This window comes from Enterobacter sp. HG048 (assembly GCF_024702055.1).
Taxonomy (GTDB): Bacteria; Pseudomonadota; Gammaproteobacteria; order Enterobacterales; family Enterobacteriaceae; genus Enterobacter; species Enterobacter dykesii.
Window position 1 is genome coordinate 180,842 of record NZ_JANLIZ010000004.1, and the last position, 23,168, is coordinate 204,009.

The 23,168-nt window shown below is 55.2% G+C and carries 21 protein-coding genes and 1 pseudogene; 8 read left to right on the forward strand and 14 right to left on the reverse strand.

Annotation, left to right across the window (positions count from 1 at the left end; genetic code table 11):
- Positions 1 to 2: 2 nt before the first annotated feature.
- A complete protein-coding gene (yejM, locus tag NUX24_RS07825; protein WP_257830717.1) occupies positions 3 to 1,763 on the reverse strand; it encodes an LPS biosynthesis-modulating metalloenzyme YejM in 1,761 nt (586 codons plus the stop codon).
- 19 nt (positions 1,764 to 1,782) lie between these two features.
- Positions 1,783 to 2,010, reverse strand: coding sequence for a YejL family protein (locus tag NUX24_RS07830; protein ID WP_008500958.1), 228 nt, complete (start codon positions 2,008 to 2,010; stop codon positions 1,783 to 1,785).
- Between the two features lie 134 nt (positions 2,011 to 2,144).
- Here NUX24_RS07830 and yejK point away from each other — a divergent pair, with 134 nt between their 5' ends.
- Positions 2,145 to 3,152 carry a nucleoid-associated protein YejK gene (yejK, locus tag NUX24_RS07835; protein ID WP_008500957.1) on the forward strand — a complete coding sequence of 336 codons (1,008 nt, stop codon included), beginning with the start codon at positions 2,145 to 2,147 and terminating at the stop codon, positions 3,150 to 3,152.
- Between the two features lie 50 nt (positions 3,153 to 3,202).
- Here yejK and rplY read toward each other — a convergent pair whose 3' ends face one another.
- Both rplY and NUX24_RS07845 read right to left on the reverse strand, forming a co-directional pair.
- Complete coding sequence (gene rplY / locus NUX24_RS07840; RefSeq protein ID WP_023312497.1) at positions 3,203 to 3,487, reverse strand: 50S ribosomal protein L25; 285 nt, start codon at positions 3,485 to 3,487, stop codon at positions 3,203 to 3,205.
- A 125-nt stretch (positions 3,488 to 3,612) separates the two neighbouring features.
- Positions 3,613 to 5,373, reverse strand: a complete 1,761-nt coding sequence (locus NUX24_RS07845; protein WP_257830722.1) for a DEAD/DEAH box helicase — start codon at positions 5,371 to 5,373, stop codon at positions 3,613 to 3,615.
- Positions 5,374 to 5,525: 152 nt separating this feature from the next.
- Here NUX24_RS07845 and rsuA point away from each other — a divergent pair, with 152 nt between their 5' ends.
- From rsuA to NUX24_RS07860, 3 genes are all read left to right on the forward strand, one after another.
- Positions 5,526 to 6,233, forward strand: a complete 708-nt coding sequence (gene rsuA, locus NUX24_RS07850; protein ID WP_023312495.1) for a 16S rRNA pseudouridine(516) synthase RsuA — start codon at positions 5,526 to 5,528, stop codon at positions 6,231 to 6,233.
- A 15-nt stretch (positions 6,234 to 6,248) separates the two neighbouring features.
- Positions 6,249 to 7,445: a Bcr/CflA family multidrug efflux MFS transporter gene (locus NUX24_RS07855; protein ID WP_257830724.1), complete on the forward strand. Its 1,197-nt coding sequence runs from the start codon at positions 6,249 to 6,251 to the stop codon at positions 7,443 to 7,445.
- 279 nt (positions 7,446 to 7,724) lie between these two features.
- Positions 7,725 to 8,069 (forward strand): YejG family protein, encoded by a 345-nt coding sequence (locus NUX24_RS07860; protein WP_257830725.1) that lies wholly within the window; start codon positions 7,725 to 7,727, stop codon positions 8,067 to 8,069.
- 3 nt (positions 8,070 to 8,072) lie between these two features.
- On the opposite strand, the gene yejF is transcribed toward NUX24_RS07860, so the two are convergent.
- The 9 genes from yejF to NUX24_RS07905 all read right to left on the reverse strand — a co-directional run bounded on the left by yejF (position 8,073) and on the right by NUX24_RS07905 (position 19,678).
- Positions 8,073 to 9,662, reverse strand: a complete 1,590-nt coding sequence (yejF, locus tag NUX24_RS07865; RefSeq protein WP_257830727.1) for a microcin C ABC transporter ATP-binding protein YejF — start codon at positions 9,660 to 9,662, stop codon at positions 8,073 to 8,075.
- Position 9,663: 1 nt separating this feature from the next.
- Positions 9,664 to 10,689, reverse strand: a complete 1,026-nt coding sequence (locus NUX24_RS07870) for an ABC transporter permease (protein WP_023312492.1) — start codon at positions 10,687 to 10,689, stop codon at positions 9,664 to 9,666.
- Positions 10,689 to 11,783, reverse strand: a complete 1,095-nt coding sequence (locus NUX24_RS07875; RefSeq protein ID WP_045402802.1) for a microcin C ABC transporter permease YejB — start codon at positions 11,781 to 11,783, stop codon at positions 10,689 to 10,691. The genes NUX24_RS07870 and NUX24_RS07875 overlap by 1 nt, the downstream gene beginning before the upstream one ends.
- A 9-nt stretch (positions 11,784 to 11,792) precedes the next feature.
- Complete coding sequence (locus NUX24_RS07880) at positions 11,793 to 13,610, reverse strand: extracellular solute-binding protein (RefSeq protein ID WP_257830731.1); 1,818 nt, start codon at positions 13,608 to 13,610, stop codon at positions 11,793 to 11,795.
- A 74-nt stretch (positions 13,611 to 13,684) separates the two neighbouring features.
- Positions 13,685 to 15,241 carry a cyclic di-GMP phosphodiesterase gene (locus NUX24_RS07885; RefSeq protein ID WP_257830733.1) on the reverse strand — a complete coding sequence of 519 codons (1,557 nt, stop codon included), beginning with the start codon at positions 15,239 to 15,241 and terminating at the stop codon, positions 13,685 to 13,687.
- Between the two features lie 127 nt (positions 15,242 to 15,368).
- Positions 15,369 to 15,938 (reverse strand): bifunctional murein DD-endopeptidase/murein LD-carboxypeptidase, encoded by a 570-nt coding sequence (mepS, locus tag NUX24_RS07890; protein ID WP_008500946.1) that lies wholly within the window; start codon positions 15,936 to 15,938, stop codon positions 15,369 to 15,371.
- Positions 15,939 to 16,353: 415 nt separating this feature from the next.
- The gene (locus NUX24_RS07895; protein ID WP_029740964.1) at positions 16,354 to 17,067 is read right to left on the reverse strand and encodes a phosphatase PAP2 family protein; all 714 of its coding nucleotides are present in this window, start codon (positions 17,065 to 17,067) and stop codon (positions 16,354 to 16,356) included.
- Positions 17,068 to 17,100: 33 nt separating this feature from the next.
- A complete protein-coding gene (locus NUX24_RS07900; RefSeq protein ID WP_257830737.1) occupies positions 17,101 to 18,087 on the reverse strand; it encodes a GTP-binding protein in 987 nt (328 codons plus the stop codon).
- 124 nt (positions 18,088 to 18,211) lie between these two features.
- Complete coding sequence (locus tag NUX24_RS07905) at positions 18,212 to 19,678, reverse strand: mannitol dehydrogenase family protein (RefSeq protein ID WP_257830739.1); 1,467 nt, start codon at positions 19,676 to 19,678, stop codon at positions 18,212 to 18,214.
- A gap of 205 nt (positions 19,679 to 19,883) precedes the next feature.
- Between NUX24_RS07905 and uxuA the strand changes: the two genes are divergently transcribed.
- Positions 19,884 to 21,074: a mannonate dehydratase gene (gene uxuA, locus NUX24_RS07910; protein WP_257830741.1), complete on the forward strand. Its 1,191-nt coding sequence runs from the start codon at positions 19,884 to 19,886 to the stop codon at positions 21,072 to 21,074.
- A 34-nt stretch (positions 21,075 to 21,108) separates the two neighbouring features.
- On the opposite strand, the gene yeiP is transcribed toward uxuA, so the two are convergent.
- Positions 21,109 to 21,681, reverse strand: a complete 573-nt coding sequence (yeiP, locus tag NUX24_RS07915) for an elongation factor P-like protein YeiP (protein ID WP_008500940.1) — start codon at positions 21,679 to 21,681, stop codon at positions 21,109 to 21,111.
- Between the two features lie 164 nt (positions 21,682 to 21,845).
- On the opposite strand from yeiP, the pseudogene NUX24_RS07920 reads away from it, so the two are divergent.
- The 3 genes and pseudogenes from NUX24_RS07920 to NUX24_RS07930 all read left to right on the forward strand — a co-directional run.
- Positions 21,846 to 21,929: pseudogene (locus NUX24_RS07920) on the forward strand (YkgJ family cysteine cluster protein); the annotation flags it as partial.
- A gap of 112 nt (positions 21,930 to 22,041) precedes the next feature.
- Positions 22,042 to 22,296: a YkgJ family cysteine cluster protein gene (locus tag NUX24_RS07925; RefSeq protein WP_257830743.1), complete on the forward strand. Its 255-nt coding sequence runs from the start codon at positions 22,042 to 22,044 to the stop codon at positions 22,294 to 22,296.
- 179 nt (positions 22,297 to 22,475) lie between these two features.
- Positions 22,476 to 23,165 carry an inovirus Gp2 family protein gene (locus tag NUX24_RS07930; protein ID WP_257830745.1) on the forward strand — a complete coding sequence of 230 codons (690 nt, stop codon included), beginning with the start codon at positions 22,476 to 22,478 and terminating at the stop codon, positions 23,163 to 23,165.
- The last annotated feature ends 3 nt before the right edge of the window (positions 23,166 to 23,168 follow it).

Here is a 23,168-nt window from a genome sequence, read left to right on the forward strand (position 1 = left end):
AATCAGTTAGCGATGAAGCGCTTCTCATCCGTCAGTACCTGCAGCAGCAGGCTCAGCTGCGGTTTCTGATCTTTCAACCGTTCGCCCTGCAGATTATACGTCTGATAATTCCCGCTGCTGTTCAGCACCAGCGTCAGCTTCGGCGTGGTCACCACCAGCGTATTATTCCCCGCCGCCGTCACCCAGCTATGGCGGCGCGCGGCGCTGAAGAGATCTTGCCCCTGCGAATACTCGTTTGCTGGCGTGCTGACGTGCAGCAGGCGTTGCATCAGGGTGGTCATCACATCTTTATGCTCGGTGAGCATATTGATGCGCTGCGCCGGGGTGCCTGGCCAGTGGATCACCAGCGGAACCTGCAGATTCGGGCGAGACCAGCTCATACTCTTCGTCTCGTCACCTAGCGGGATGCCATGGCCCGCGGTCACGATCACCACGGTATTGTCCAGCTTGCCCGACTCGCGAAGCGCGTCAAGCACGCGGCCTATCTGCGCATCAACATCGCCAGCCGCACGGCCGTAGCGGCGCGCAAAGTCACTTTTATTGCTGTTGGCAAGCGTTGTGCCGTTAAAGGCAACCCATGAGAACCAGCGGTTATCTTCCTGGGCGTAGCGCTGCAGCCAGTTAATCCACTGGCTGGCGGTCTGCGCGTCGGACTGATTTTGCGCCGTCGGTAGTGAGAAATCGGACAGCAGCGCCTGACGGTAGAGCGGGCTGTTAAAGCCATCGGAGGAGAACAACCCTAGCTGATAGCCTTGCTGATTCAGCCCGGTGATCAGCGCCGCAGGCGTGCGGGTAGAAAGTACGCCGTCCATATAGCCGGCTGAAATGCCATAGAACAGGCCAAAGATACCCGCGTCGGTTGTGTTACCGGAGCTCATATGCTGAGTGAACGAGACGTTCTGACTCGCGAAAGCGGCCAGCGCAGGCATCTGCTTCTCGAAGCGGGAATAGTTCAGGCCATCGACGGTGATCAGCAGGACGTTTTGCCCGCGTCCCATATCGCGGTAGTTCAGGTCGCTCAGAGGATACTGAACGCTGACGGCTTCCGGGTTACCCTGCTCGATAAGACGGCGCTGGTACTCCTGCGCATCAAGCAGGCCGTGTTTTTCGAGGAAGCGACGGGCCGTCATCGGGTATGAGAGCGGCAGGTTAGCGCGCTGCATGGTAATCGGGCGATAGAAGTTCGCATCCGCCCAGATATACATGATGTGCGAACTGATAAAGGAAACGAAGAAGAGCGCGGCGACGGGCTTCGCATAATGGCGTCGCCGGGTCAGGCTGCGGAGCTTTTGCCAGCTCCAGGTGGCGAACAGCATCTCAATCAACAGGATCACCGGGACGCTGATAAACATCAGCTGCCAGTCGCGGGCCGTTTCGTTCTGGTCGGGGTTAATCACCAGTTCCCAGACGATGGGGTTGAGATGCAGGTGGAAGCGGGTGAACACTTCACTGTCGATAAGCAGCAGCGTCATCCCCACCGTCGCAAGGATGGCGGACAAGAACCGCATCAGACGCTGCGACATGACGATAAACGTCAGGGGGAACAGGATCAGCAGATAGGTGGCGAAAACCAAAAAACTAAAGTGACCGACAACGCTTATCCAGGAGTAAATACGCCCGGTTAGCGTTGTTGGCCAGTCTGCGACAAACAGATAACGACAGCCAATGACCGTCGCCAGCAGAATGTTGAACAGGGCAAACCAGTGCCCCCAGCTGACCATCTGGGAGACTTTTTCACGGTAGCGCTGACGATTCGTCACCATAAACTGTTGTTCGTATCCCTTAATGGGCCGGGTCGTTGCTGACGGACGACTGTAAAGCCTGGGCGAACGATTTTGCGATCGCCTGACGCTGAGCCGGAGCAACGCTGGTGTTAATCAGGTTGGTGACCATATTTCCCAAAACCATCAGGGAGAGATCGGTCGGCGTTTTATGTTTTTCCAGTACGTTGACCAGCTCACTGAGCAGTTGTTCAACGTGTTCATCACTGTAGCGGGAATGTTGTGGCATAAATCAAAATCAGTTTGTTGATGAAAGGGCAACATATTACCGTAGCAACAGCTTTTTTTCCCCTTTTTTATCTGTTGTTGCACACATGTCCTGGTGGTGGTTGAATACCGCCCGGTCTAAAAGGAGAGTTTATCATGAGTCTGGAAATCAACCAGATTGCCTTGCACCAGCTTATCAAGCGTGATGAGCAAACCCTTGAAGTGGTGCTGCGCGATTCGTTACTGGAACCCACGGCGACCGTGGTGGAGATGATGGCAGAGCTGCATCGCGTCTACAGCGCCAAAAATAAAGCCTATGGTCTGTTCAGCGAAGAGAGTGAACTGGCCGATAGCCTGCGCCTGCAGCGTCAGGGCGAAGAGGATTTCCTCGCGTTTAGCCGCGCCGCAACCGGGCGTCTGCGCGACGAGCTGGCGAAATATCCGTTCGCCGACGGTGGGATCGTGCTGTTCTGCCACTATCGCTACCTGGCGGTAGAGTATCTGCTGGTTACCGTGCTGAATAACTTAAGCAGCATGCGCGTGAACGAGCAGCTGGATATCAGCTCAACGCATTATCTGGATATCAACCATGCGGATATTGTGGCGCGTATTGATTTGACCGAATGGGAAACCAACCCGGAGTCAACCCGCTACCTGACTTTCCTGAAGGGACGCGTGGGCCGCAAAGTGGCGGATTTCTTTATGGATTTCCTCGGTGCCAGCGAAGGGCTCAACGCTAAAGCGCAGAATAAAGGGCTGCTCCAGGCGGTTGACGACTTTACGGCTGAAGCGCAGCTCGATAAATCTGAGCGCCAGACCGTGCGTCAGCAGGTATACAGCTACTGCAACGAACAGCTGCAGGCGGGGGAGGAGATTGAGCTGGAGTCCCTGTCAAAAGAGCTGGCGGGCGTCAGCGAAGTCAGCTTCCAGGAATTCACCGCGGAGAAAGGCTATGAGCTTGAAGAGAGCTTCCCGGCCGATCGCAGCACGCTGCGTCAGTTGACCAAGTTTGCCGGCAGCGGCGGTGGGTTAACCATCAACTTTGACGCGATGTTGCTGGGTGAACGCATCTTCTGGGATCCGGCCACCGATACGCTGACCATTAAAGGTACGCCGCCGAACCTGCGCGATCAGCTTCAGCGCCGCACCTCGGGTGGGAAATAACAGCCATAAAAAACCCCGCAGAAGCGGGGTTTTTTTCGACGAGTTTGCGATTACGCGCGAACGAAGTCGATGTGAGTCAGTTTTGGCTTGAACGCGTGACGCTGAACAGCCTGAACTTTCACTTTTTCTTCTTTACCGCCAACAACGATGGTCAGAACTTCGCTGTAGAATTCAGCTTTGGTCTGCAGGTTCCACAGTTTGTCGTGATCCAGTTCGATTGCAACTGGAGCAGCTTCGCCACCGTAAACGATAGCCGGGAACTTGTTAGCGTTACGCAGGCGGCGGCTCGCACCCTTACCCTGCACGTTACGTACTTCTGCTTCGATAGTGAACATTGATTTCTCTCTGTATTTAAAACCCTACTACAGGCGACCCAGCAGCAGGTGAGTGTTCTGCCTCACGGATGTGAAGCGGGCGGCATTTTATACTCAAATGCCCCTCACATCAATGAAAAGTCCCGCTAACCGCGCAATTCGTTGGCGCGACGGAAGCGACCTTCATAGTCGAAGAGTTTCTCGCGCACCTGCCAGAACTGGCCTTTCTTACGGGCGACGACAAAATCCGGATGGCGCAATAACACCTGCTGACGCACGATATCGGCTACGGTTATCCAGCGCAGGGGAACGCCCGGCGTTCGGGTATGCGGGCGGATAAACAGCTGTTCGAAGGCCATTCGCTGAGCAGGCGTCTGGACCCGGAAGCGCTCGCTGACGTCCGCCCCGTCCTCATCGTAATAGGTGATTTTCAGCCACTCACCTTTTTCATCGGCGCCGGGATGCAGCGCCATGCCGGAACAGCGCAGCACCAGGGCATCTTTCAGCTTTAGCGCCGCTTTCAGCATGTCGTCCGGGTCAACCAGCACCGTGTCGCATTCCCGGCAGCGGCGAGCGGCAATGTCGTTTTCGGCATTGCACTGTGGGCAGTTTTTAAAGCGGAAGCGAAAATCGCACTGCTCGCGATGCCCGTCATCATCTTCAAACCAGCCCTGACAGCGGCGGCCAAAGTGTTCGATCAGCGTACCGTCGGCGGTGGTTTTGCCCCAGAAGGTGTTGGCAAACCCGCAGGCAGGGCAAAAGACCTGTACGGGCACGTTGTCGCTTTTTCCTTTTGGCGCGCCGACCTCAGGCGTATAGAGATCGTGCGGGTTACCGGCATAATCCAGAATCAGGCAGTCGGTTTTCCCCGGGGCCAGACGCAGGCCGCGGCCAACAATTTGCTGATACAGACTGACCGATTCGGTCGGGCGCAAAATGGCGATCAGGTCGACGTGCGGGGCGTCAAAGCCGGTAGTCAACACCGACACGTTAACCAGATAGCGGAACTGCTGGGCTTTAAAGGCCTCAATCAGGCGGTCGCGCTCCGGGCCGGGCGTCTCGCCGGTGATTAACGCCGCGTCGCCAGCGGGCAGTAATCCAGTGATTTCACGCGCGTGCTCAACGGTGGCGGCAAAGATCATTACCCCCTTGCGCGTCGCGGCGAACTCCTCAATCTGGCTGATAATATGCGGCGTAATGCGCTTCTGCTTTTTCAGCTCCTGGTTGAGATCCGCTTCGCTGAATAAGCCGTTGCTCTGGGCCTGCAGGCGGCTGAAATCGTACTGTACCACCGGCATATCCAGCCGTTCAGGCGGCGTCAGGTAGCCATGTTTAATCATGTAGCGCAGCGGAAGTTCGTAGATGCAGTCGCTGAACAGGGCTTTGTCATCGCCGCGCACCATGCCGTGATAATGGTAGCGATAGATCCAGCCTTTCCCCAGGCGAAACGGGGTCGCCGTCAGGCCCAGCAGGCGCAGATGAGGGTTCACCTCTTTCAGGTGGGACAGGATTTGCTGATATTGGCTGTCGTCGTCATCGCTGATGCGGTGACATTCGTCGACAATCAGCAGCGAAAATTCGCTGCGAAACAGGTCCAGATTGCGCGCCACCGACTGCACGCTGCCAAAGACCACTTTGCCGTGGCTCTCTTTACGCTTTAACCCGGCGGCGAAAATATCGGCCTCCAGCCCAAGCGCACAATACTTGGCATGGTTTTGCGCGACGAGCTCTTTGACGTGCGCCAGCACAAGCACGCGACCGCGGGCCAGACGCGCCAGTTCGGCGATGACCAGGCTTTTGCCTGCGCCGGTCGGGAGCACAATCGCCGCCGGCTCGCGATGTTTACGGAACCAGGCGAGGGTGGCGTCAACGGCTTCCTGCTGATAGGGACGAAGTGTAAAAGTCATGGGGTCTCGGTTTCGTTATTCCGCACATAGTATGCCACGAAACTTTTTCCCTTGAGTGGCGCAACCAGACCATTATACTGAACCGTTCCAGACTGCTTCTTTTTTCGGACCTGTTGTCCGACTTCCAGCACCATTAAGGCTAAAAAGATTTCATGCGACTTGATAAGTTTATCGCTCAGCAACTCGGCGTAAGCCGCGCTATTGCCGGGCGCGAAATTCGCGCCAGCCGCGTTACCGTGGATGGCGACATTGTGAGAGACAGCGCGTTCAAACTGCAACCTGACCATCAGGTGGAGTATGACGGCAATCCGCTGACCCAGCAGCACGGTCCGCGCTACTTCATGCTCAACAAGCCGGAAGGCTACGTCTGCTCAACGGACGATCCCGATCACCCGACGGTGCTCTATTTCCTCGACGAACCGGTGGCGCACAAGCTGCACGCCGCAGGCCGCCTCGACATCGACACCACGGGTCTGGTGCTGATGACCGACGACGGGCAGTGGTCGCATCGCATTACTTCCCCGCGTCACCACTGCGAGAAAACCTATCTGGTCACGCTGGAGTCGCCGGTGTCGGATGACACGGCAGAGCAATTCACGAAAGGCGTTCAGCTGCATAATGAAAAAGATCTGACCAAACCCGCCGTGCTTGAGGTGATCACGCCGACGGAGGTCCGTCTGACCATCAGCGAGGGGCGTTACCATCAGGTGAAACGTATGTTTGCCGCGGTGGGGAACCACGTTGTTGGCCTGCATCGCGAACGGATTGGTGCGATTGAGCTCGATCCCGACCTGGCGCCTGGCGAATATCGCCCGTTAACGGAAGAAGAGATCGCCAGCGTCGGTCTTCCTTCGCACTAATTTCAGGAGAGCTCTGTGACCACCAGGCCACACTCGTCGTTCAAAATCGTCTTCATTCTTGGCCTGCTGGCCATGCTGATGCCGCTGTCTATTGATATGTACCTGCCCGCACTGCCGGTCATTTCCGCGCAGTTTGGCGTTCCGGCGGGCAGTGCGCAGATGACGCTCAGCACCTATATTCTCGGCTTTGCCCTCGGCCAGCTGTTTTATGGCCCGATGGCGGACAGTCTTGGACGCAAGCCCGTCATTCTGGGCGGGACGCTGGTCTTTGCGGCCGCAGCGGTTGCCTGTGCGCTGGCGCAGACCATCGATCATCTGATTATCATGCGCTTCTTCCACGGTCTGGCGGCGGCTGCGGCAAGCGTGGTGATTAACGCCCTGATGCGTGATATCTACCCGAAAGAAGAGTTCTCCCGCATGATGTCGTTCGTGATGCTGGTGACGACGATTGCGCCGCTGGTGGCCCCGATGGCCGGTGGTGCGGTGCTGGTATGGTTTAGCTGGCATGTGATTTTCTGGATCCTGGCCCTGGCCGCGCTGCTGGCCTCGGCGATGGTCTTCTTCTTTATTGATGAAACGCTTCCCGTCGAGCGCCGTCAGAAATTCCACATCCGAACCACCATCGGCAACTTTGCCTCGCTGTTTCGCCACAAGCGCGTGCTCAGCTATATGCTGGCAAGCGGGTTCAGCTTCGCCGGGATGTTCTCCTTCCTGAGCGCCGGGCCGTTTGTCTACATCGAGCTGAACCACGTTTCGCCGCAGCACTTCGGCTACTATTTCGCGCTTAACATCGTCTTCCTGTTCATCATGACCATCATCAACAGCCGTTTTGTCCGGCGGGTGGGGGCGCTGAACATGTTCCGCGCCGGGCTGTGGATCCAGTTTGTGATGGCGATCTGGCTGGTGGCGAGCGCGTTTCTGGGCGTGGGCTTCTGGGCGCTGGTGGTCGGCGTGGCGGCCTTTGTCGGCTGCGTGTCGATGGTGTCATCTAATGCGATGGCGGTGATCCTGGATGAGTTTCCGCATATGGCGGGCACCGCCTCTTCCCTGGCGGGGACGTTCCGCTTCGGCATCGGCGCTATCGTCGGGGCGTTGCTTTCGATGGCCACCTTTACAACGGCATGGCCCATGCTGTGGGCGATGGCTTTTTGCGCAACCAGCTCGATACTCTTCTATCTTTACGCCAGTCGACCGCGAAAAGTGGCCCACTAGAATACAGAGAAGGCCCGGCAGGGCCTTTTTTGTTGATGCATATCAACCAAACCCCCGTTCGTTTATTCCGTGTTTGTTTATTTTATGTAAAATCTATTTGTGTAAAAAGTCACATCATTGTATTCAAAAAGGTTGAGTTAGATCGCAGAAACGGGTACATATAGCGCCGACGCGAGCCTGAATACCGATAAAAAAGCGCTGAAGAGTGCAGGCTGGCGATGATGTGTTACTATAAATGTAAATAAATTGTGAAGTAAATTTTGCTTCCGGGGAACGAACGTGAATACATTACAACTTTCTATTGTCCATCGCTTGCCCCAGAGCTATCGCTGGTCGACGGGTTTTGCAGGTTCGAAAGTTGAACCGATTCCGCAAAACGTCGCGGGCTTTGAAAACTGCCTGGTGGCGCTCAAGCTGCTGAGCCCGAGCGACGAAAATGCATGGCGGGTAATGGAGCGTCTCAGCCAGGCCCTGACGGATATCGAAGTGGACAGCTCCGTGCTGGAGTGCGAAGGTGAGCCGTGCCTGTTTGTGAAAAGCCAGGACGAGTTTGCCGCCACCTGCCGTCTGAAAAATTTTGGCGTTGCCATCGCGGAGCCTTTCTCCGGCCAGTACCCGTTCTGACCGCTAGTCTGCCGACAACAGCTGGCGCGTGTAGCGCTGCGTTGGCGCGCTAAATACGCGCTGGCACTCTCCCTGCTCGACCACTTCTCCCTGACGCAACACAATCACCTGATGGCATAGCGCCCGCACCACCTGTAAATCATGGCTGATAAAGATATAGGCCAGGCGGTGCTTTTCCTGTAGCCCTTTCAGCAGCGCCAGGATCTGCGCCTGAACGGTTCTGTCCAGCGACGACGTCGGTTCATCCAGAATAATCAGCTCCGGCTTCAGGATCAGCGCGCGGGCAATGGCGATACGCTGGCGCTGCCCGCCGGAGAATTCAGCCGGATAGCGGTGGCGGGTCCCGGCATCTAAGCCCACTTCGGCCATCACCCGAATAACCTCCTGTTCCCGTTGCTGAGCGCTCAGGCCGGGCTGATGCACGCGCAGCCCCTCCTCGATAATCTGTAACACGCTGAGCCGGGGGTTAAGCGAGGAGTTGGGATCCTGAAACACCACCTGCATGCGGGGCCGCACGGGCAGCATCTGACGGCGGTTCCAGCGGTGCAGAGGCATACCGTCAAAGAGGATCTCGCCCTGGGAGGCAATTAAGCGCAGCAGCGCCAGGCCGGTGGTGCTTTTGCCCGAACCGGATTCGCCCACCAGCCCCAGGGATTCTCCCGGGCGCAGCGAGAAGCGGATGTTTTTCAGCACCGGATTCTGGTCGACGATGCGCCGCAGAATACCTTTGCGGATCGGGAACGAGACGGACAGATCCTCAACGCGCAGCAGCGGCGTGCTGTCAGCCGCGAGGGGAACCGGGGCGCCGGAGGGTTCGCTGTCGAGCAAACGCTGCGTATAGGGGTGCTGCGGCGCGCTCAGCAGCGTGGACGCGCTATTCTGTTCAACGCATCGTCCGTTTTGCATCACCGCGACGCTGTCGGCCAGCTTTCTCACAATGCTCAGGTTGTGCGTGATAAACAGCAGGCTCATGTTCAGCTCGTCACGCAGTTCCCGCAGCAGCGTCAGTATTTGCGCCTGTACCGTTACGTCCAGCGCCGTCGTCGGCTCGTCGGCTATCAGCAGTTCTGGGCGCGTGAGCAGGGCCATGGCAATCATCACGCGCTGGCGTTCGCCGCCGGAGAGCTGGTGCGGAAAATCATTCAGCCGTTTGGCCGCATTGCGTATGCCGGTTCGTTCCAGACAATCCAGAATTTCTCCCCGCGCGGCCTCTTTGCGCATCCCCCGGTGCAGGGAGAGCACTTCATAGAGCTGTTTCTCCAGGCTGTGCAGCGGGTTGAGGGAAACCATCGGCTCCTGGAAGATCATCGCGATTTTGTTGCCGCGAATGCCGCGCAGGGTATGTTCGTCGGCATGCAGCAGCGAGTTGCCGTGAAACAGAATATCCCCTTGCGGGTAGCTTACCGGCGGAGAGGGCAACAGGCGCAGGATAGAGAGCGCCGAAACGCTCTTGCCTGAACCCGACTCGCCCACCAGGGCCAGCGTTTCCCCGGTCTGGATCTGCAGCGACAGGTCGGTGACCACGGTGCGCGTCTCGTCCTGCTTAGAAAAAGCAATCGACAGGTTATCAATACTGAGAAGAGGCTGGCTCATTTTATACCGCCTTGTTCGGATCGAAGGCATCGCGCACGGCTTCGCCAATAAAAATTAGCAGCGACAGCAGCACGGCCACGGAAAGAAAGGCGGCGATGCCTAACCACGGCGCCTGCAGGTTGTTTTTGCCCTGCAGCAGCAGTTCGCCGAGCGACGGGGAACCCAGCGGTAGCCCGAAACCAAGAAAATCAAGCGAGGTGAGGGTGGTGATGGAGCTGCACAGAATAAACGGCAGGAAGGTGAGCGTTGCCACGACCGCGTTGGGCAGCATGTGGCGGAAGATGATCCCCCGGTCGCTCACGCCAAGCGCCTGCGCGGCGCGAATGTAGTCGAAATTGCGGGTGCGCAGGAACTCCGCGCGCACCACGCCCACCAGCGCCATCCAGCCGAACAGGACGGTGATGCCTAACAGCCACCAGAAGCCGGGCTGCACCACGCTGGAAAGCAGGATGATCAGAAACAGCGTTGGCATGCCTGACCAGACTTCAATAACCCGCTGGCCCCACAGGTCAATTTTCCCGCCGTAGTAGCCCTGAACGGCACCCGCCACAACGCCCATTACGCTTGAGAAGATCGTCAGCATCAGCCCAAAGAGAAGAGAAATTCGCGTGCCATACAGGATGCGCGCCAGCACGTCGCCGCCGTTAGCATCCGTTCCCAGCCAGTTTTGCGCGGAGGGCGGGGAAGGGAACGGAGTCGTGGTGGCGAAGTTAATGCTGTTTGCCCCAAAGCGCACCGGCGCCCAGAGCGCCCAGCCGTGCTGCTCAATCTGCTGGCGAAGCCACGGATCCTGATACTCCGCCGGTGTCGCAAACGGGCCGCCAAAGTCGCTTTCGCTGTAGTTGGCGATAACCGGCACGTACCAGCGGTCGTTAAAATGCACCAGCAACGGCTTGTCGTTGGCGATCAGCTCCGAACACATGCTTAAGGCAAACAGCACGGCAAAAATCCACAGCGACCAGTAGCCGCGGCGGTTGTGGCGAAAACGGGCCCAGCGGGCCTGGTTGACGGGGCTTAAACGCGGCATCAGCGGCCCTCAAAATCGATTCGGGGATCGACCAGCGTATAGCTGATATCACTGATGATATTCAGCAGCAGGCCAATCAGGGTGAAAATATAAAGTGTGCCGAACATCACCGGATAGTCGCGCGACACGGTAGCCTCATAGCCCAGCAGCCCCAGGCCGTTGAGCGAGAACATCACCTCTATCAGCAGCGAGCCGGTAAAAAACATGCCGATGAACGTGGCCGGAAACCCGGCGATCACCAGCAGCATGGCGTTACGGAACACGTGTTTCCACATGATCTGCTTCTCGCTCACGCCCTTAGCGCGGGCCGTGACAACGTACTGCTTACGAATTTCATCGAGAAAGGCGTTTTTGGTCAACATGGTCAGGGCCGCGAACCCGCCAATGACCGTGGCCAGCACCGGCAGCGTGATATGCCAGAGATAGTCGGTGATTTTCTGATACCACGGCAGGGAGCTGAAATCGGCGGAGACCAGCCCCCGCAGCGGGAAGAGGTCGAAATAGCTTCCCCCGGCAAAAAAGACGATCAGCAGGACGGCAAACAGAAACGCCGGGATGGCGTAGCCGATGATGATGAACGTGCTGCTCCAGATATCAAACCGGCTGCCGTTATACACCGCTTTGCGGATCCCGAGCGGTATAGAGACCAGGTAGATAATCAGCGTTCCCCACAGCCCCAGCGTTATCGAAACCGGCAGGCTTTGCTTGATCAACGTTAACACTGACGCACTGCGAAACAGGCTATCGCCAAAATCAAAGCGGATGTAATCCCAGAGCATCTTGAAATAGCGCTCGTGAATCGGTTTGTCAAAGCCGTAGCGGTGGGTGATCTCGGCGATCACTTCCGGATCCAGCCCGCGTCCGCCGCGATAATGGCTTTCGCTGATATTCCCTACGCCGGTTCGCGCATGGCTCGCGCCCATCCCTTCACCGCCGCCGCCGGGCATGCCGCCGCTGTTGCCAAATTCAATGGCGGCAATCGCCTGATCGACCGGGCCGCCGGGGGCGATTTGCACGATAAAAAAGTTAATCGTGATGATGGCCCACAGGGTGGGGATAATCAGCAGGAGACGACGGAGAAGATAGGCACCCATGATGATTCCTTATCGCCGCTCAGCGGGAAGTCTGGCGGCTTTGTTAACGTCATACCACCAGGTATCAAAGCCCAGGGAGTAGACAGGGCGCACGGCAGGCACGGAGAACTTGTCCCAGCGCGCAAGGCGATCTTCGCCCATATACCACATCGGCAGCATGTAGTAGTTCCAGGTCAGGACCCTGTCGAGGGCGCGCCCGAGCGGCAGGAGTTTTTCTTTATCCCCCTGCGCCGCCACTATTTTCGCAATCAGCGCGTCAATCGCCGGGCTTTTTACCCCGGGCGCATTGTATGAAGAGTCGATGTAGCTGGAGGCCCAGGAGATTTGCAGGTCGGAGCTGGGCCACGGCTGCGCGGGCCACAGGCGCTGCATCATGTCGTAATCACGGCTGCGCATGCGGCTGGTGATCTGCGCGTTATCGACCTGGCGAATGTTCATGGTCACGCCCAGCCGCGCAAGGTTGTGCTTAAACGGCAGTACCCACTGATCGTTGCCCCCGGAGGAGAGCAGCAGTTCAAAGCTGAGAGGCTTACCCGTTCTGGCATCCACACGCTTTTGATTTTTCAGGTGCCAGCCCGCGTCATCCAGCAGCTTGCTGGCTTTCAGCAGGTTGTCGCGGTCGTAACCGTCACCGTTCGACGCGGGTGGCTGAAACACGGTGGTGAACACCTGTGGCGGCAGCTCCGCTTTCAGCTCCGCTTTCAGCGGTGCCAGCAGAGCCAGCTCATCGGCTTTCGGGTAATCGCGCGCGGCATATTCGGTGTTCTGGAAATAGCTATTCGCACGGCTGTAAGCCCCGTAAAACAGCGCCTTGTTCATCCACTCAAAATCAAAGGCCAGAGATATCGCTTCGCGCACCCGGCGGTCATTAAATACCGGACGCTGAATATTAAACGCCAGCCAGCGTGTGTCCTGGGCAGACTCATTTTTGTGCTCGTCTTTGACGATATAGCCTTTGGCGAAATTTTTGCCGATATAGCGGGTCGCCCAGTTTTTGGCGCTGCTCTCGACGCGTAAATCAAAAGCGCCGGCTTTAAATGCTTCAAACGCCACGTTATCGTCGAGGTAGTAATCATAGCGGAGGGTGTCGAAATTCCAGCGCCCGCGGTTTACCGGCAGGTTGGCCGCCCAGTAGTCTTTCACGCGAGAGTAAACAACATATTGCCCCATGCGCCAGTCGGTGATGCGGTATGGGCCGCCTGCCAGCGGCGGCGTGGAAAGCGGGTCGCTTAGCTTATGATTTTTCCAGAACGATTCAGGCATTACCGGCAGCGAGAAAAGGCTGAGCATATTCTCTTTGTTCGGTTCGCTCAGCTCGATGCGCACGGTGAGCGGCGCGATGGCTCTGACGGAAGCCCCTTTATACACGATGCGGAACTGGGGGACGCCTTCGGTCATGAATTTATGGAAGGTGAACGCGACGTCGCTCGCCTTTACCGGCGTACCGTCGTGAAAACGCGCTCGCGGATTCAGCGAGATTTCCGCCCAGGCGAAGTTATCGGCATAACGGACGTTCTCGGCAATCAGCGGATAGTAGCTGCCGGGTTCATCATCCGACGTGACGAAGAGCGTATCGTAAAGCGATTCCGTTCGCGCGGCCGCCACGCCGCGCAGGGCGAAGCGGTTGAAGTTGTCGAATGTTCCCGTGGCGGAAAGCGTGACCTTTCCGCCCTTCGGCGCGGCAGGGTTAACGTAATCGAAGTGTGTAAAATTGACCGCATATTTCGGCTCGCCAATCACCGCGAAGGCGGTATTTTCTTTGATGGCTTGCGCCTGGCTGGACAGGCTCGTTAGTGCCAACATCAGCAACATAAAGCGCATAAGCATCTCGCGGCGGCTCCCTCTTTTACAGACCGGCTCGGTTAAGCTGAATAATAAGTGACGTCGCGGGCAATGTGAAATTAATCACCCTCGGGCGAAATATCAGGCCGCCATTCGCGGAATTGCGCCAGCGGCATCGGGCGGCTAATCCAGTATCCCTGCAGGAAATTAACGCCGTGCTCGCGCAGCCAGGCGGCCTGTTCCGGCGTTTCCACCCCTTCGGCGACGGTCGACATATTCAACCGTCTTGCCAGCGTCAGGACGGCATCCAGCACCGGTGACGTCACCGTCTCAGTCCCTATCGCATTAACAAATCCACGGTCTATCTTGAGGTAGTCCATGGTGAAATGCTCAAGGTAAATCAGCGCGCTGTGGCCGGTGCCAAAATCATCAATGGCTATCTCAAACCCTTCATTATGCAGCCATTCGAAAAGGCTGTTGGCTTCCCGGTGATTGAGCATATCGCGCTCGGTAATTTCCAGCACGATCTGGAAGTAATCCTGCGGCAGTAGCGCTTTGAAGGTGCGCATATCGTCTTTGAAGCTTTCTGCATGCAGATGCCCCGGCGCAATGTTGATACCCACCTTTGCTCCCGGAGGTAACAGGGTTTGTAACACGGGCGCATCGTGAATGATAAGGTCAAAGAGATGCAGCGTCAGCGGGACAATCAGCCTCTGCGCTTCGGCAAAGTTGATAAACGCGTCCGGCGGAATTTCCCCCATTGTCGGGTGTTTCCAGCGCATCAGCACTTCAAGCCCGGTCATCTGGAGCGATTTAGCATCGACGACAGGCTGATAAACCACGTAAAACTGACCGCGCTTAATCGCGCTTAAAATCTCTTTACCCGGGCTGAGGCGAATGCTGAGGATATAGTAGTTGAGCGATCCGGCACAAATACCGCATACCAGCCCGAAGAACAGGGCGTAGAGAATTTCATCGCTGGTCCAGGCGTCCGCATACAGGTTTATGGTCAGGGGGACGTCTTTCAGCGTCGCGGTACGGGCCGGAGTTTCATGCAGGTCATGCGCAAGGACCAGTGTGCTGGAGCGCGTTGACAGCGCATGATCGCCAATAATGATGGCAATGCCGGCAAATTCGTCCTGGCGCGCGGTGTAGAGCAGATAAGGCGTCAGATTAAGATTCACCGAGGTGAACACGCCGCCGTCCTTCACTAGCGGGTTACGGTACCAGATGGCAACCGCGGGCTTGTTGGGCAGCATCGGGGTGCCTGGAAGCAATGCCATATCAATTTGTTTATCGATGTGCAGCTCAGGTATCAGCTCCTCCATCGGGGAATTCATCGGCCCCGTGGCAGAAGAGCAGAACGCCATTTTGTCTCTGACCAGCAGAAATGCGCGAACGTTAAGGCTAAAGGCAGCGCGCGAGGTGAGTTCCTGATTGACATCGTGGCAATTGCTTAACGTGAGCGGCTGGAGCACATCGATAGAATTTTTTAACTCATCGAAATAGCTCTCCATATAGATGCTCACATCGTGGATCAGGGTGTCGAATTTGACTTCCCGCTTGTGGTAGCTCCAGAAAAATTGCAACGAACCCAGGAGCAGGGCGGCGATCAGGCCTGTGATGATGCTAAGGATCAGTATTTTGCGATTGCTGGAGAAATAGCGGGTGAGCATAGGCGTCGTGATTCCTGAAATGCCGCTGGATGTATTCAGTGTAACGGGCAAAAAAAAACACTGCCGAAGCAGTGCTTTTTTTCATCATATCGTCAGCCAAGGGATAACCAACGATACGATAGTCATATTAACTGCGGGTCAGTACGCGGCGTGCTTCGTTGTAGCGCTTCTTCCAGTACGGTTCGTTCATGCTGGAAATGGTCACACCGCTGCTGGTGGAGGCATGTACAAACTGGTCATTACCAATATAGATGCCAACATGTCGACCTGTAGAACCGGCACGGAACAGGACTAAATCACCGGTGCGCAGTTTGGTACGTGAAATCGACTTGCCCATCTCCTGCTGTTCATAGGTTGAACGCGGAAGATCTAACCCAAATTGCTCGCGGAACGTACGCTGTACAAACCCGGAACAATCAATACCTGTTTTTGTGCTGCCGCCAAGACGATAGCGCACGCCTTTCCAGTCAGCATACTGGTCCATAATGCGGGACTTCACGTCCAGATTACGAACCATATTTTCAAATTCATCCTGAGAGGCTTGCAGTGACGAGGAATCTTCCATTCCCACAACACGCGTCTCAGGATGCATATTCTTTGCGGTGTTCGATGTACTACATGCAGACAACAGTACCGCGACTGCTATCGCCGGGATCCCCCGTAAGATATATCTCAGAAACGGTTGAGATTTGACCATTTTGTTTATTTTCCCTTGAAGTCCTTAACGACAAATATCGTTATAAAAATGCCAAACGTGACGAGACTAATTATCTGTTCACATTGAGACAATTCTTTCTGGTCACATTTGTGGCTCAGCGCACAAAATTATTTGCCATTGAAATAATTATCTCTATGGGGCAAAACGAGTTCGAGATTAACCGATTGCCTGGGGTAATGCGAGTAAAAAAAGCCTTTTTTTTATAAGAAAATGTGATACAGAAAGTAAAAACATGGAAATGCTCAAAATACCGGCAGATCCGCCGCGTAATCGCGTAATTGATTCATTTTTATCATGAATGTGATGACAGGAATATGACAGTGAGAAACGATCTTGGCGGGAGAGCTATCAGGGATCATGTCGATCCCTGATAGCTCACGTTAATTTAGGTTAGTTATTTGTTTAATTGTTGTTGTGCTCTGCCGGGAAGATAGCGATCGAACAGCGCTATTATCCTGTCGCTCAGTGGGGTCATCAAACACCACGGCAGCGCAATCAGCGCCACGGAGAGCGAACCGACGGCAATATCGGTGAACCAGTGAGCGCCAATCATTACGCGCGGGAAGGCAAAAACCACAAAAATAATCAGGGCTATGGCAAAGGCTTTTCTGCCGAAATAGCGAAGCATAATTGCGGAAAAAATAAGCAGCATCATACCGTGATCGCCGGGGAAACTGTCCTTCGACGCATCTTTTGTTGGAATATGCAGCAGTTCGCTGACGCGATAAATATCGGTGAAGAATAGCGTTGGGCTTGAGCGCTTAACCGGAATAATCGCGGTTGCCAGTTGGTTAATGACGACAGCAAACAGCAGCATTACCAGACCGATAATGAGAATACGCCGACGCCCGGCTTTATCCTCTTTCAGCCAGAAAGAGAGCATCAGGCAACCCATGGCCAGCAGCGAGAAGCCGTCGAAGGCACGGTTGTTGGTAATTGCCACCAGCCAAAGAAACGCGTTGCTCTTCACCAGCTCCTGGTTGAAGAAGTGAAAAATGGCAGAATCCAGCGGGAACCAGAAACCATGATCCGCCGGGATATACCAGGAGAAGAAAAGCGCCAGACCGGCGACATTAAGCAGTAATATCAGGGGAAATCGAGTTGTCATAACGTTCTGCATAGAGTGAAAACTGGGGCAACGTTAGCCCCCCGAACTTAAACGAATCCTCAACAGGCTGGACTGGAGGGCATTCCAGTCGGCGTTAACCGCACTAATTAACTCTATTCGGCTGTCAGGCGGCGCCACATTCTGCGTTTCAATAAAGAAATCGTCACCCTGACGGTTGATCCTCACCAGCCCGTCTGGGGTGCGCATGATCCCTTTCACACGATCGACGGGAGCAAGTCGGGCCCACTCCAGGATCCCAATAGTGTCGAAAACGGTTTCAGCATCAAAAATCCATCCGCAGGCCTGATATCCCTGGCCGCTGTTCAGGTTACGACGCCAGCGCTGATGTTCCGGCAGGCTGAGAGCGGCTAAACCCTGTTTCACCGAATGACGATGTTGATGTTCCGCACTGGCCGGAAGTTCAGCCATGTTCACACGAGGAAGGTCAAGCAGGGCGCTATCAATATTCCCCTGGGTGGCCTGTACCCGCGTGCGGTTGCCGCCGAAATGTTGCCACCACGCGTCCAGTGCGGCCTGGCTTTCAGCCGTGGCGCGATCTGCTTTATTCGCGACAATAACGTCAGCCGAGGCGAGCTGATCGCGGAAGTTCTCATTGGCCACCGCTTTGTCATCCAGAAGCTGACGCGGATCGAGCAGGCACAGGGTGGCGCGCAGATCGATCCAAGGCTCGTAAACCGGGGCGGTCAGTAAATCGAGGATCTGCTTAGGGTGACCCAGCCCGGTGGGTTCAATCAGCAGGCGGTCAGGTTTGCCCTGACGCAGCAGGGTATTAAGCCCGACCTGCATCGGCAGGCCATTGACGCAGCACATGCATCCGCCGGGGATCTCTTTAATCATCGCGCCGCTGGATGACAGCAACGCGCCGTCAATGCCCACCTCGCCAAATTCATTGACCAGCACCGCCCATTTCTCGGCAGGATCTTTGTTCGCCAGCAGGTGGAGAATTGAGGTGGTTTTACCGCTGCCGAGAAAACCGGTGATGAGGTTGGTTTTGGTCACGTGCGCTCCAGATGAGAATTGTGATGCTATAACACTATTCTCTTTATCCTGGCGAAAAACGTGACCTGTGAGAAGAGGGAGGGCGAACGGAGGCTTCATCCGTTCGCGTTAAGCGCAATAATCGTTAAATATTTAACGTTTCGATAACAGCCTGACGTGCGCCGTGGCGGGTGATGCGCTGGTATGCCTGGCTGACAGCCTCCACAAAGACGCTGTTTTGTGCGAGATCGTGACCAAAGACCTCGCTGAGCCCCAGCAGCGCGTTAACGCGGTCGGCATCGCTGCTGGCGTCGACGATGGCGCGGATTTTATCGCTGAGGGGATCGCGAACATCAATCGCGTTGCCACGGTCGTCGGTACCGCTGACGTAGCGTATCCAGCCGGCCACGCCCAGAGCCAGCAGCGACCACGGTGTTTTTCGCTCGAGATGAACGCGGATCCCGTCCAGCATTCTTTGCGGAAGCTTCTGGCTACCGTCCATCGCGATTTGCCAGGTTCGATGCTGGAGCGCCGGGTTGGCAAAGCGCTTGAGCAGGCTATCGGCGTAGGCGGTGAGGTCGACATCCTTAATGCGTAATGTGGGGGCCTGCTCGTTCAGCATCAGCCGACGGGCGGCTTCACGAAACGCGGCGTCCTCCATGCATTCATTAATATGGGCGTAGCCCGCGAGATACCCCAGATACGCCAGGAAAGAGTGGCTGCCGTTGAGCATGCGCAATTTCATCTGCTCCCACGGCAGAACATCCTGCACCATCTGAACGCCCGCCACTTCCCATTCCGGACGGCCAGCGACAAAATTATCTTCTACCACCCACTGAATAAACGGTTCACAGCTGATGGCGCACGGATCTTCCACGCCGAGCGCGTCGGTGATTTCCGCCAGCGAGGCTTCCGTCGCGGCGGGAACAATTCTGTCGACCATCGTTCCCGGGAAGCTCACGTGGCTGTCAATCCATTCAGACAGCGCTGCAGAACGCTTTTGCGCCATGCCCAGCACTGCGTTTTTCACCACGTGCCCATTATCGGGGATATTGTCGCAGGAGAGCACGGTAAACGCAGGCAAACCGCGCTCGCGGCGGCGGTGAAGCGCTTCGACAAGGATCCCGGGTGCGGAATGTGGCTCTGATGGATTTTCAAGGTCATGGATTACCCGGGCGTTGTGCAGATCGAGTTTCCCGGTCGCGGGATCGATGCAATAGCCTTTCTCCGTGATGGTGAGCGACACGATCGCGACCTGAGGCTCGCAAAATTTCTCAATAATGGCGGGCAGAGAGTCCAGTTTTGCGTTCAGGCATTCATGGACGGCACCGACGATAATCGCCTCATTTCCTTCTGCCCCTTTCTCCAGGACGGTGAACAGGTGATCCTGCGCGCGCAGCTGGCTCATCAGCATATCGCCGCTGAAAAGGCTAATCTCACAAATACCCCAGTCGCCGCCTTTTTCATTCAGCACCCGATTTGTTAACAATGCCTGGTGCGCACGGTGAAACGCGCCAAAGCCAAAATGGACGATGCGGGAGCGCAGTTGCTGACGATCGTAGCGCGGCTGCTGAACCTGGGCAGGAAGGGCTGTGGAGGCAATTGTCTTCATGTGATATACACCTGATTAACCATTAATTAACAATGCCAGTGTAAAGTTATATGACAGCAAATAAAATTGGTGAGCCGTAAATATCCGCGTTATGTGAGTTTGATCAATCAATGTGTGGCGGTATGTTGACCCTTAGCGGCAAACATGTATGGTAGTCGTCATTGCAGTAACACATATTGGTATAACAACTTAAGAGGGTGAGGCAATGGAACAAACCTGGCGTTGGTACGGGCCGAACGATCCGGTTTCTCTTGATGATGTGCGCCAGGCTGGCGCAACGGGTGTCGTCACGGCGCTGCATCATATTCCTAACGGTCAGGTATGGCCGGTTGAAGAAATTCAACAGCGTCAGGCGCTGCTGGCGGAGAAGGGGTTAACCTGGTCTGTGGTGGAGAGCATCCCGGTTCACGAAGACATCAAAACTCATTCCGGGGAGTACCAGACCTGGATTGCTAACTATCAGCAGAGCATTCGTAACCTGGCAGCCTGCGGCATTGATACGGTTTGCTATAACTTCATGCCTATTCTGGACTGGACGCGTACCGACCTTGAATACCAAATGCCGGACGGCTCGAAAGCGCTGCGCTTCGACCAGATCGCCTTCGCGGCGTTTGAGCTGCACATTCTGAAACGTCCTGGCGCCGACGCGGATTACACCGCGGAAGAGCAGCAGCAGGCGCACGCGTGGTTTAACGCCGCCAGTGACGCAGACATCGAAAAGCTGACCCGTAATATTATTGCGGGCCTGCCGGGGGCTGAAGAGGGTTATACGCTGGATCAGTTCCGCGCGCGCCTGGCGGAATACGGCGATATTGATAAGCAGCAGCTGCGTGAAAACATGGCGTACTTCCTGCGCGCTATCGTGCCGGTTGCTGAAGAGGCAGGTGTACGCCTCGCTGTACACCCGGACGATCCACCGCGTCCTATCCTCGGCCTGCCGCGCATCGTTTCCACTATTGAAGATATGCAGTGGCTGAAAGAGACGGTAAACAGCATCTATAACGGCTTCACCATGTGTACCGGCTCCTACGGCGTGCGTGCGGATAACGACCTGGTGCGGATGATTGAAACCTTTGGCGATCGCATTCACTTTACGCACCTGCGTGCGACCTGCCGTGAGGATAATCCAAAAACCTTCCACGAGGCGGCGCACCTGGGCGGCGATGTGAATATGGTAGCGGTGGTAGATGCCATTCTGGCGGAAGAGGCGCGTCGCAAGCAGGCGGGCGACGTGCGTCCTATTCCGTTCCGTCCGGATCACGGCCACCAGATGCTGGACGATCTGCGTAAGAAAACCAACCCGGGCTATTCGGCGATTGGCCGTCTTAAAGGGATGGCGGAAGTGCGCGGCGTTGAGCTGGCGCTGAAGATGACGAAGTATCCTGAATTGCTGTAAAAGAAAAACCCGGCGCAAAGCCGGGTTTTTTGTGTTAGTCAGCGCGACCCATATAGCGTTTTTCTTCGATATGGATGCGGATCTTCTCGCCAGCGGAGAGGTATTCAGGCACCTGCACAACCAGGCCGGTGGTTAGGGTTGCCGGTTTGTTGCGCGCACTTGCGGATGCGCCTTTGATGCCGGGTGCGGTTTCCACGATTTCCAGATCGACGGTCTGCGGCAGCTCCAGCGCCAGCAGCACGCCGTCCCAGGTGAGGACCTGCATGTCAGGCATGCCGCCTTCAGGGATGAACAGCAGCTCTTCTTCAATCTGGTCTTTGGTGAAGATATACGGGGTGTAATCTTCTTTGTCCATGAACACGTATTCGTTGCCGTCGATGTAGGAGAAATCAACGTAGCGACGGGTCAGGGTCACGGTATCGACGATGTCGTCACCTTTAAAGCGCTCTTCCACCTTCAGGCCAGTACGCACATCGGCGAAACGCATTTTGTACAGCGTTGCTGCACCACGGGCGCTGGGTGCCTGAATGTCGATATCTTTCACAATCAGCAGTTTGCCGTTGTAATTCAGCACCATACCTTTCTTAATTTCGTTCGCTCTTGGCATTGCAGTAATCCTGTTTACGGGAGGTAAAAAATATCGCGCCAAATTACTCGCGCGCGGCCTTTCAGGCAAGAGGAATTCGTGGCTTTTGCTATCAATACGCAAAAGGTGTTACTGTGCGCGCGATGCCCGACTGCGCGGGCCATCGTCAGCTAAAGAGAGCATTTATGGATTGTCGTCCCGATTGTGGCGCGTGCTGTACTGCACCGTCCATTTCAAGCCCCATTCCAGGAATGCCGGGGGGCAAGCCTGATAGTCAATTGTACATAGTATGAGTTTTAGGGATATGATTCAGCCTATCGATTCGAGTGACCTGCGGTTAAAGTCGAGTGAAGTTCATCGGCTATATCAGGGGCAATTCTAATGCAGTGTCGTAGTGATTGCGGTGCATGTTGCATCGCGCCTTCTATATCCAGCCCAATTCCCGGGATGCCACAAGGCAAGCCAGCAAATGTTAGATGTGTACAGTTATCGGAAGATAATCTATGCAACATCTTTGGGTCAATCCACCGCCCCACGGTGTGTAGCAGTCTGCGCCCTTCACTCGATATGTGCCATAAAAATCGCGAAGAGGCTATGGCTTACTTGATCCATCTTGAAAAACTAACCTCACCATAAATTGTTGCCATAAATAATTTTGTGGTGTATAGTGAAAGAAAATCTCTGTGTAAACTTTTCGGAGTTTCTATTTATCTACTAACACCGCATTTATGCCAGTAGCTGTTGGGCTTGGTCCTCCCCAGGAGTCTCTCCCTCATACTGGTTATTATTAATATCTGTTATGTGGTGTTAGTTGTATGTCCATAGATCTGCCTTTCCCTGATGTTCAAAAAATAACCAATCATCGTGATGATGGTCGTTACTCACTTATCCATAGCTCTGAATATGTACTTGATGGGCTTGTATACCGGTTGAACTATGATTCGATGAAGAAGGGTTATCATCCGATCAGAAAAGAAATCATTGATGCGTTCATTAAGCAGATCCATGCAATGCAATCGCAATACAGCAAGGTTTTTGCTTTCCGGTTCGATTTGTCAGTACCGGAGGGAATGCCTGTTTCGGAAAGTAATGGATTAGTGAGTGATCTTTTTGAACGATTGAGAGGGCGCTTTAAAAAGAAGGCGTGGAATGGACAACCAATAAAAAAATTTGCTTACGGTTGGGTTCGAGAAAAGGAAAGGGCTATGCAGGTTCATTACCACTGCTGGATAGCATTACCTCATTTCCAAGTTCAAACCGCTGGCTTTGGTAACACAGGCATGATTGGGTTGATAAGTGAGCTTTGGAATGAATTGACAGACGATACCAGCCGTGTGCATTTAGCTGAGAATGGCCGATACTCTATCGTAAGGGGTCATCATGATTCCCTTGCTGATTTTGTTGAGCGTATTTCGTACCTTGCGAAAAACAGCGGTAAATTTTCATCTGGAGAAGGGCACAGGATCTTTTCAACATCCAAGCTCAGAATGAAAGCGGGAAATTAACAA

Bases quoted from the DNA above. Each gene is read 5' to 3' on its own strand.
- yejM (WP_257830717.1), bottom strand. From the start codon at position 1,763: ATGGTGACGAATCGTCAGCGCTACCGTGAAAAAGTCTCCCAGATGGTC.
- NUX24_RS07830 (WP_008500958.1), bottom strand. From the start codon at position 2,010: ATGCCACAACATTCCCGCTACAGTGATGAACACGTTGAACAACTGCTC.
- yejK (WP_008500957.1), top strand. From the start codon at position 2,145: ATGAGTCTGGAAATCAACCAGATTGCCTTGCACCAGCTTATCAAGCGT.
- rplY (WP_023312497.1), bottom strand. From the start codon at position 3,487: ATGTTCACTATCGAAGCAGAAGTACGTAACGTGCAGGGTAAGGGTGCG.
- NUX24_RS07845 (WP_257830722.1), bottom strand. From the start codon at position 5,373: ATGACTTTTACACTTCGTCCCTATCAGCAGGAAGCCGTTGACGCCACC.
- rsuA (WP_023312495.1), top strand. From the start codon at position 5,526: ATGCGACTTGATAAGTTTATCGCTCAGCAACTCGGCGTAAGCCGCGCT.
- yejF (WP_257830727.1), bottom strand. From the start codon at position 9,662: ATGAGCCAGCCTCTTCTCAGTATTGATAACCTGTCGATTGCTTTTTCT.
- NUX24_RS07870 (WP_023312492.1), bottom strand. From the start codon at position 10,689: ATGCCGCGTTTAAGCCCCGTCAACCAGGCCCGCTGGGCCCGTTTTCGC.
- NUX24_RS07875 (WP_045402802.1), bottom strand. From the start codon at position 11,783: ATGGGTGCCTATCTTCTCCGTCGTCTCCTGCTGATTATCCCCACCCTG.
- NUX24_RS07880 (WP_257830731.1), bottom strand. From the start codon at position 13,610: ATGCTTATGCGCTTTATGTTGCTGATGTTGGCACTAACGAGCCTGTCC.
- NUX24_RS07885 (WP_257830733.1), bottom strand. From the start codon at position 15,241: ATGCTCACCCGCTATTTCTCCAGCAATCGCAAAATACTGATCCTTAGC.
- mepS (WP_008500946.1), bottom strand. From the start codon at position 15,938: ATGGTCAAATCTCAACCGTTTCTGAGATATATCTTACGGGGGATCCCG.
- NUX24_RS07895 (WP_029740964.1), bottom strand. From the start codon at position 17,067: ATGACAACTCGATTTCCCCTGATATTACTGCTTAATGTCGCCGGTCTG.
- NUX24_RS07905 (WP_257830739.1), bottom strand. From the start codon at position 19,678: ATGAAGACAATTGCCTCCACAGCCCTTCCTGCCCAGGTTCAGCAGCCG.
- uxuA (WP_257830741.1), top strand. From the start codon at position 19,884: ATGGAACAAACCTGGCGTTGGTACGGGCCGAACGATCCGGTTTCTCTT.
- yeiP (WP_008500940.1), bottom strand. From the start codon at position 21,681: ATGCCAAGAGCGAACGAAATTAAGAAAGGTATGGTGCTGAATTACAAC.
- NUX24_RS07925 (WP_257830743.1), top strand. From the start codon at position 22,042: ATGCAGTGTCGTAGTGATTGCGGTGCATGTTGCATCGCGCCTTCTATA.
- NUX24_RS07930 (WP_257830745.1), top strand. From the start codon at position 22,476: ATGTCCATAGATCTGCCTTTCCCTGATGTTCAAAAAATAACCAATCAT.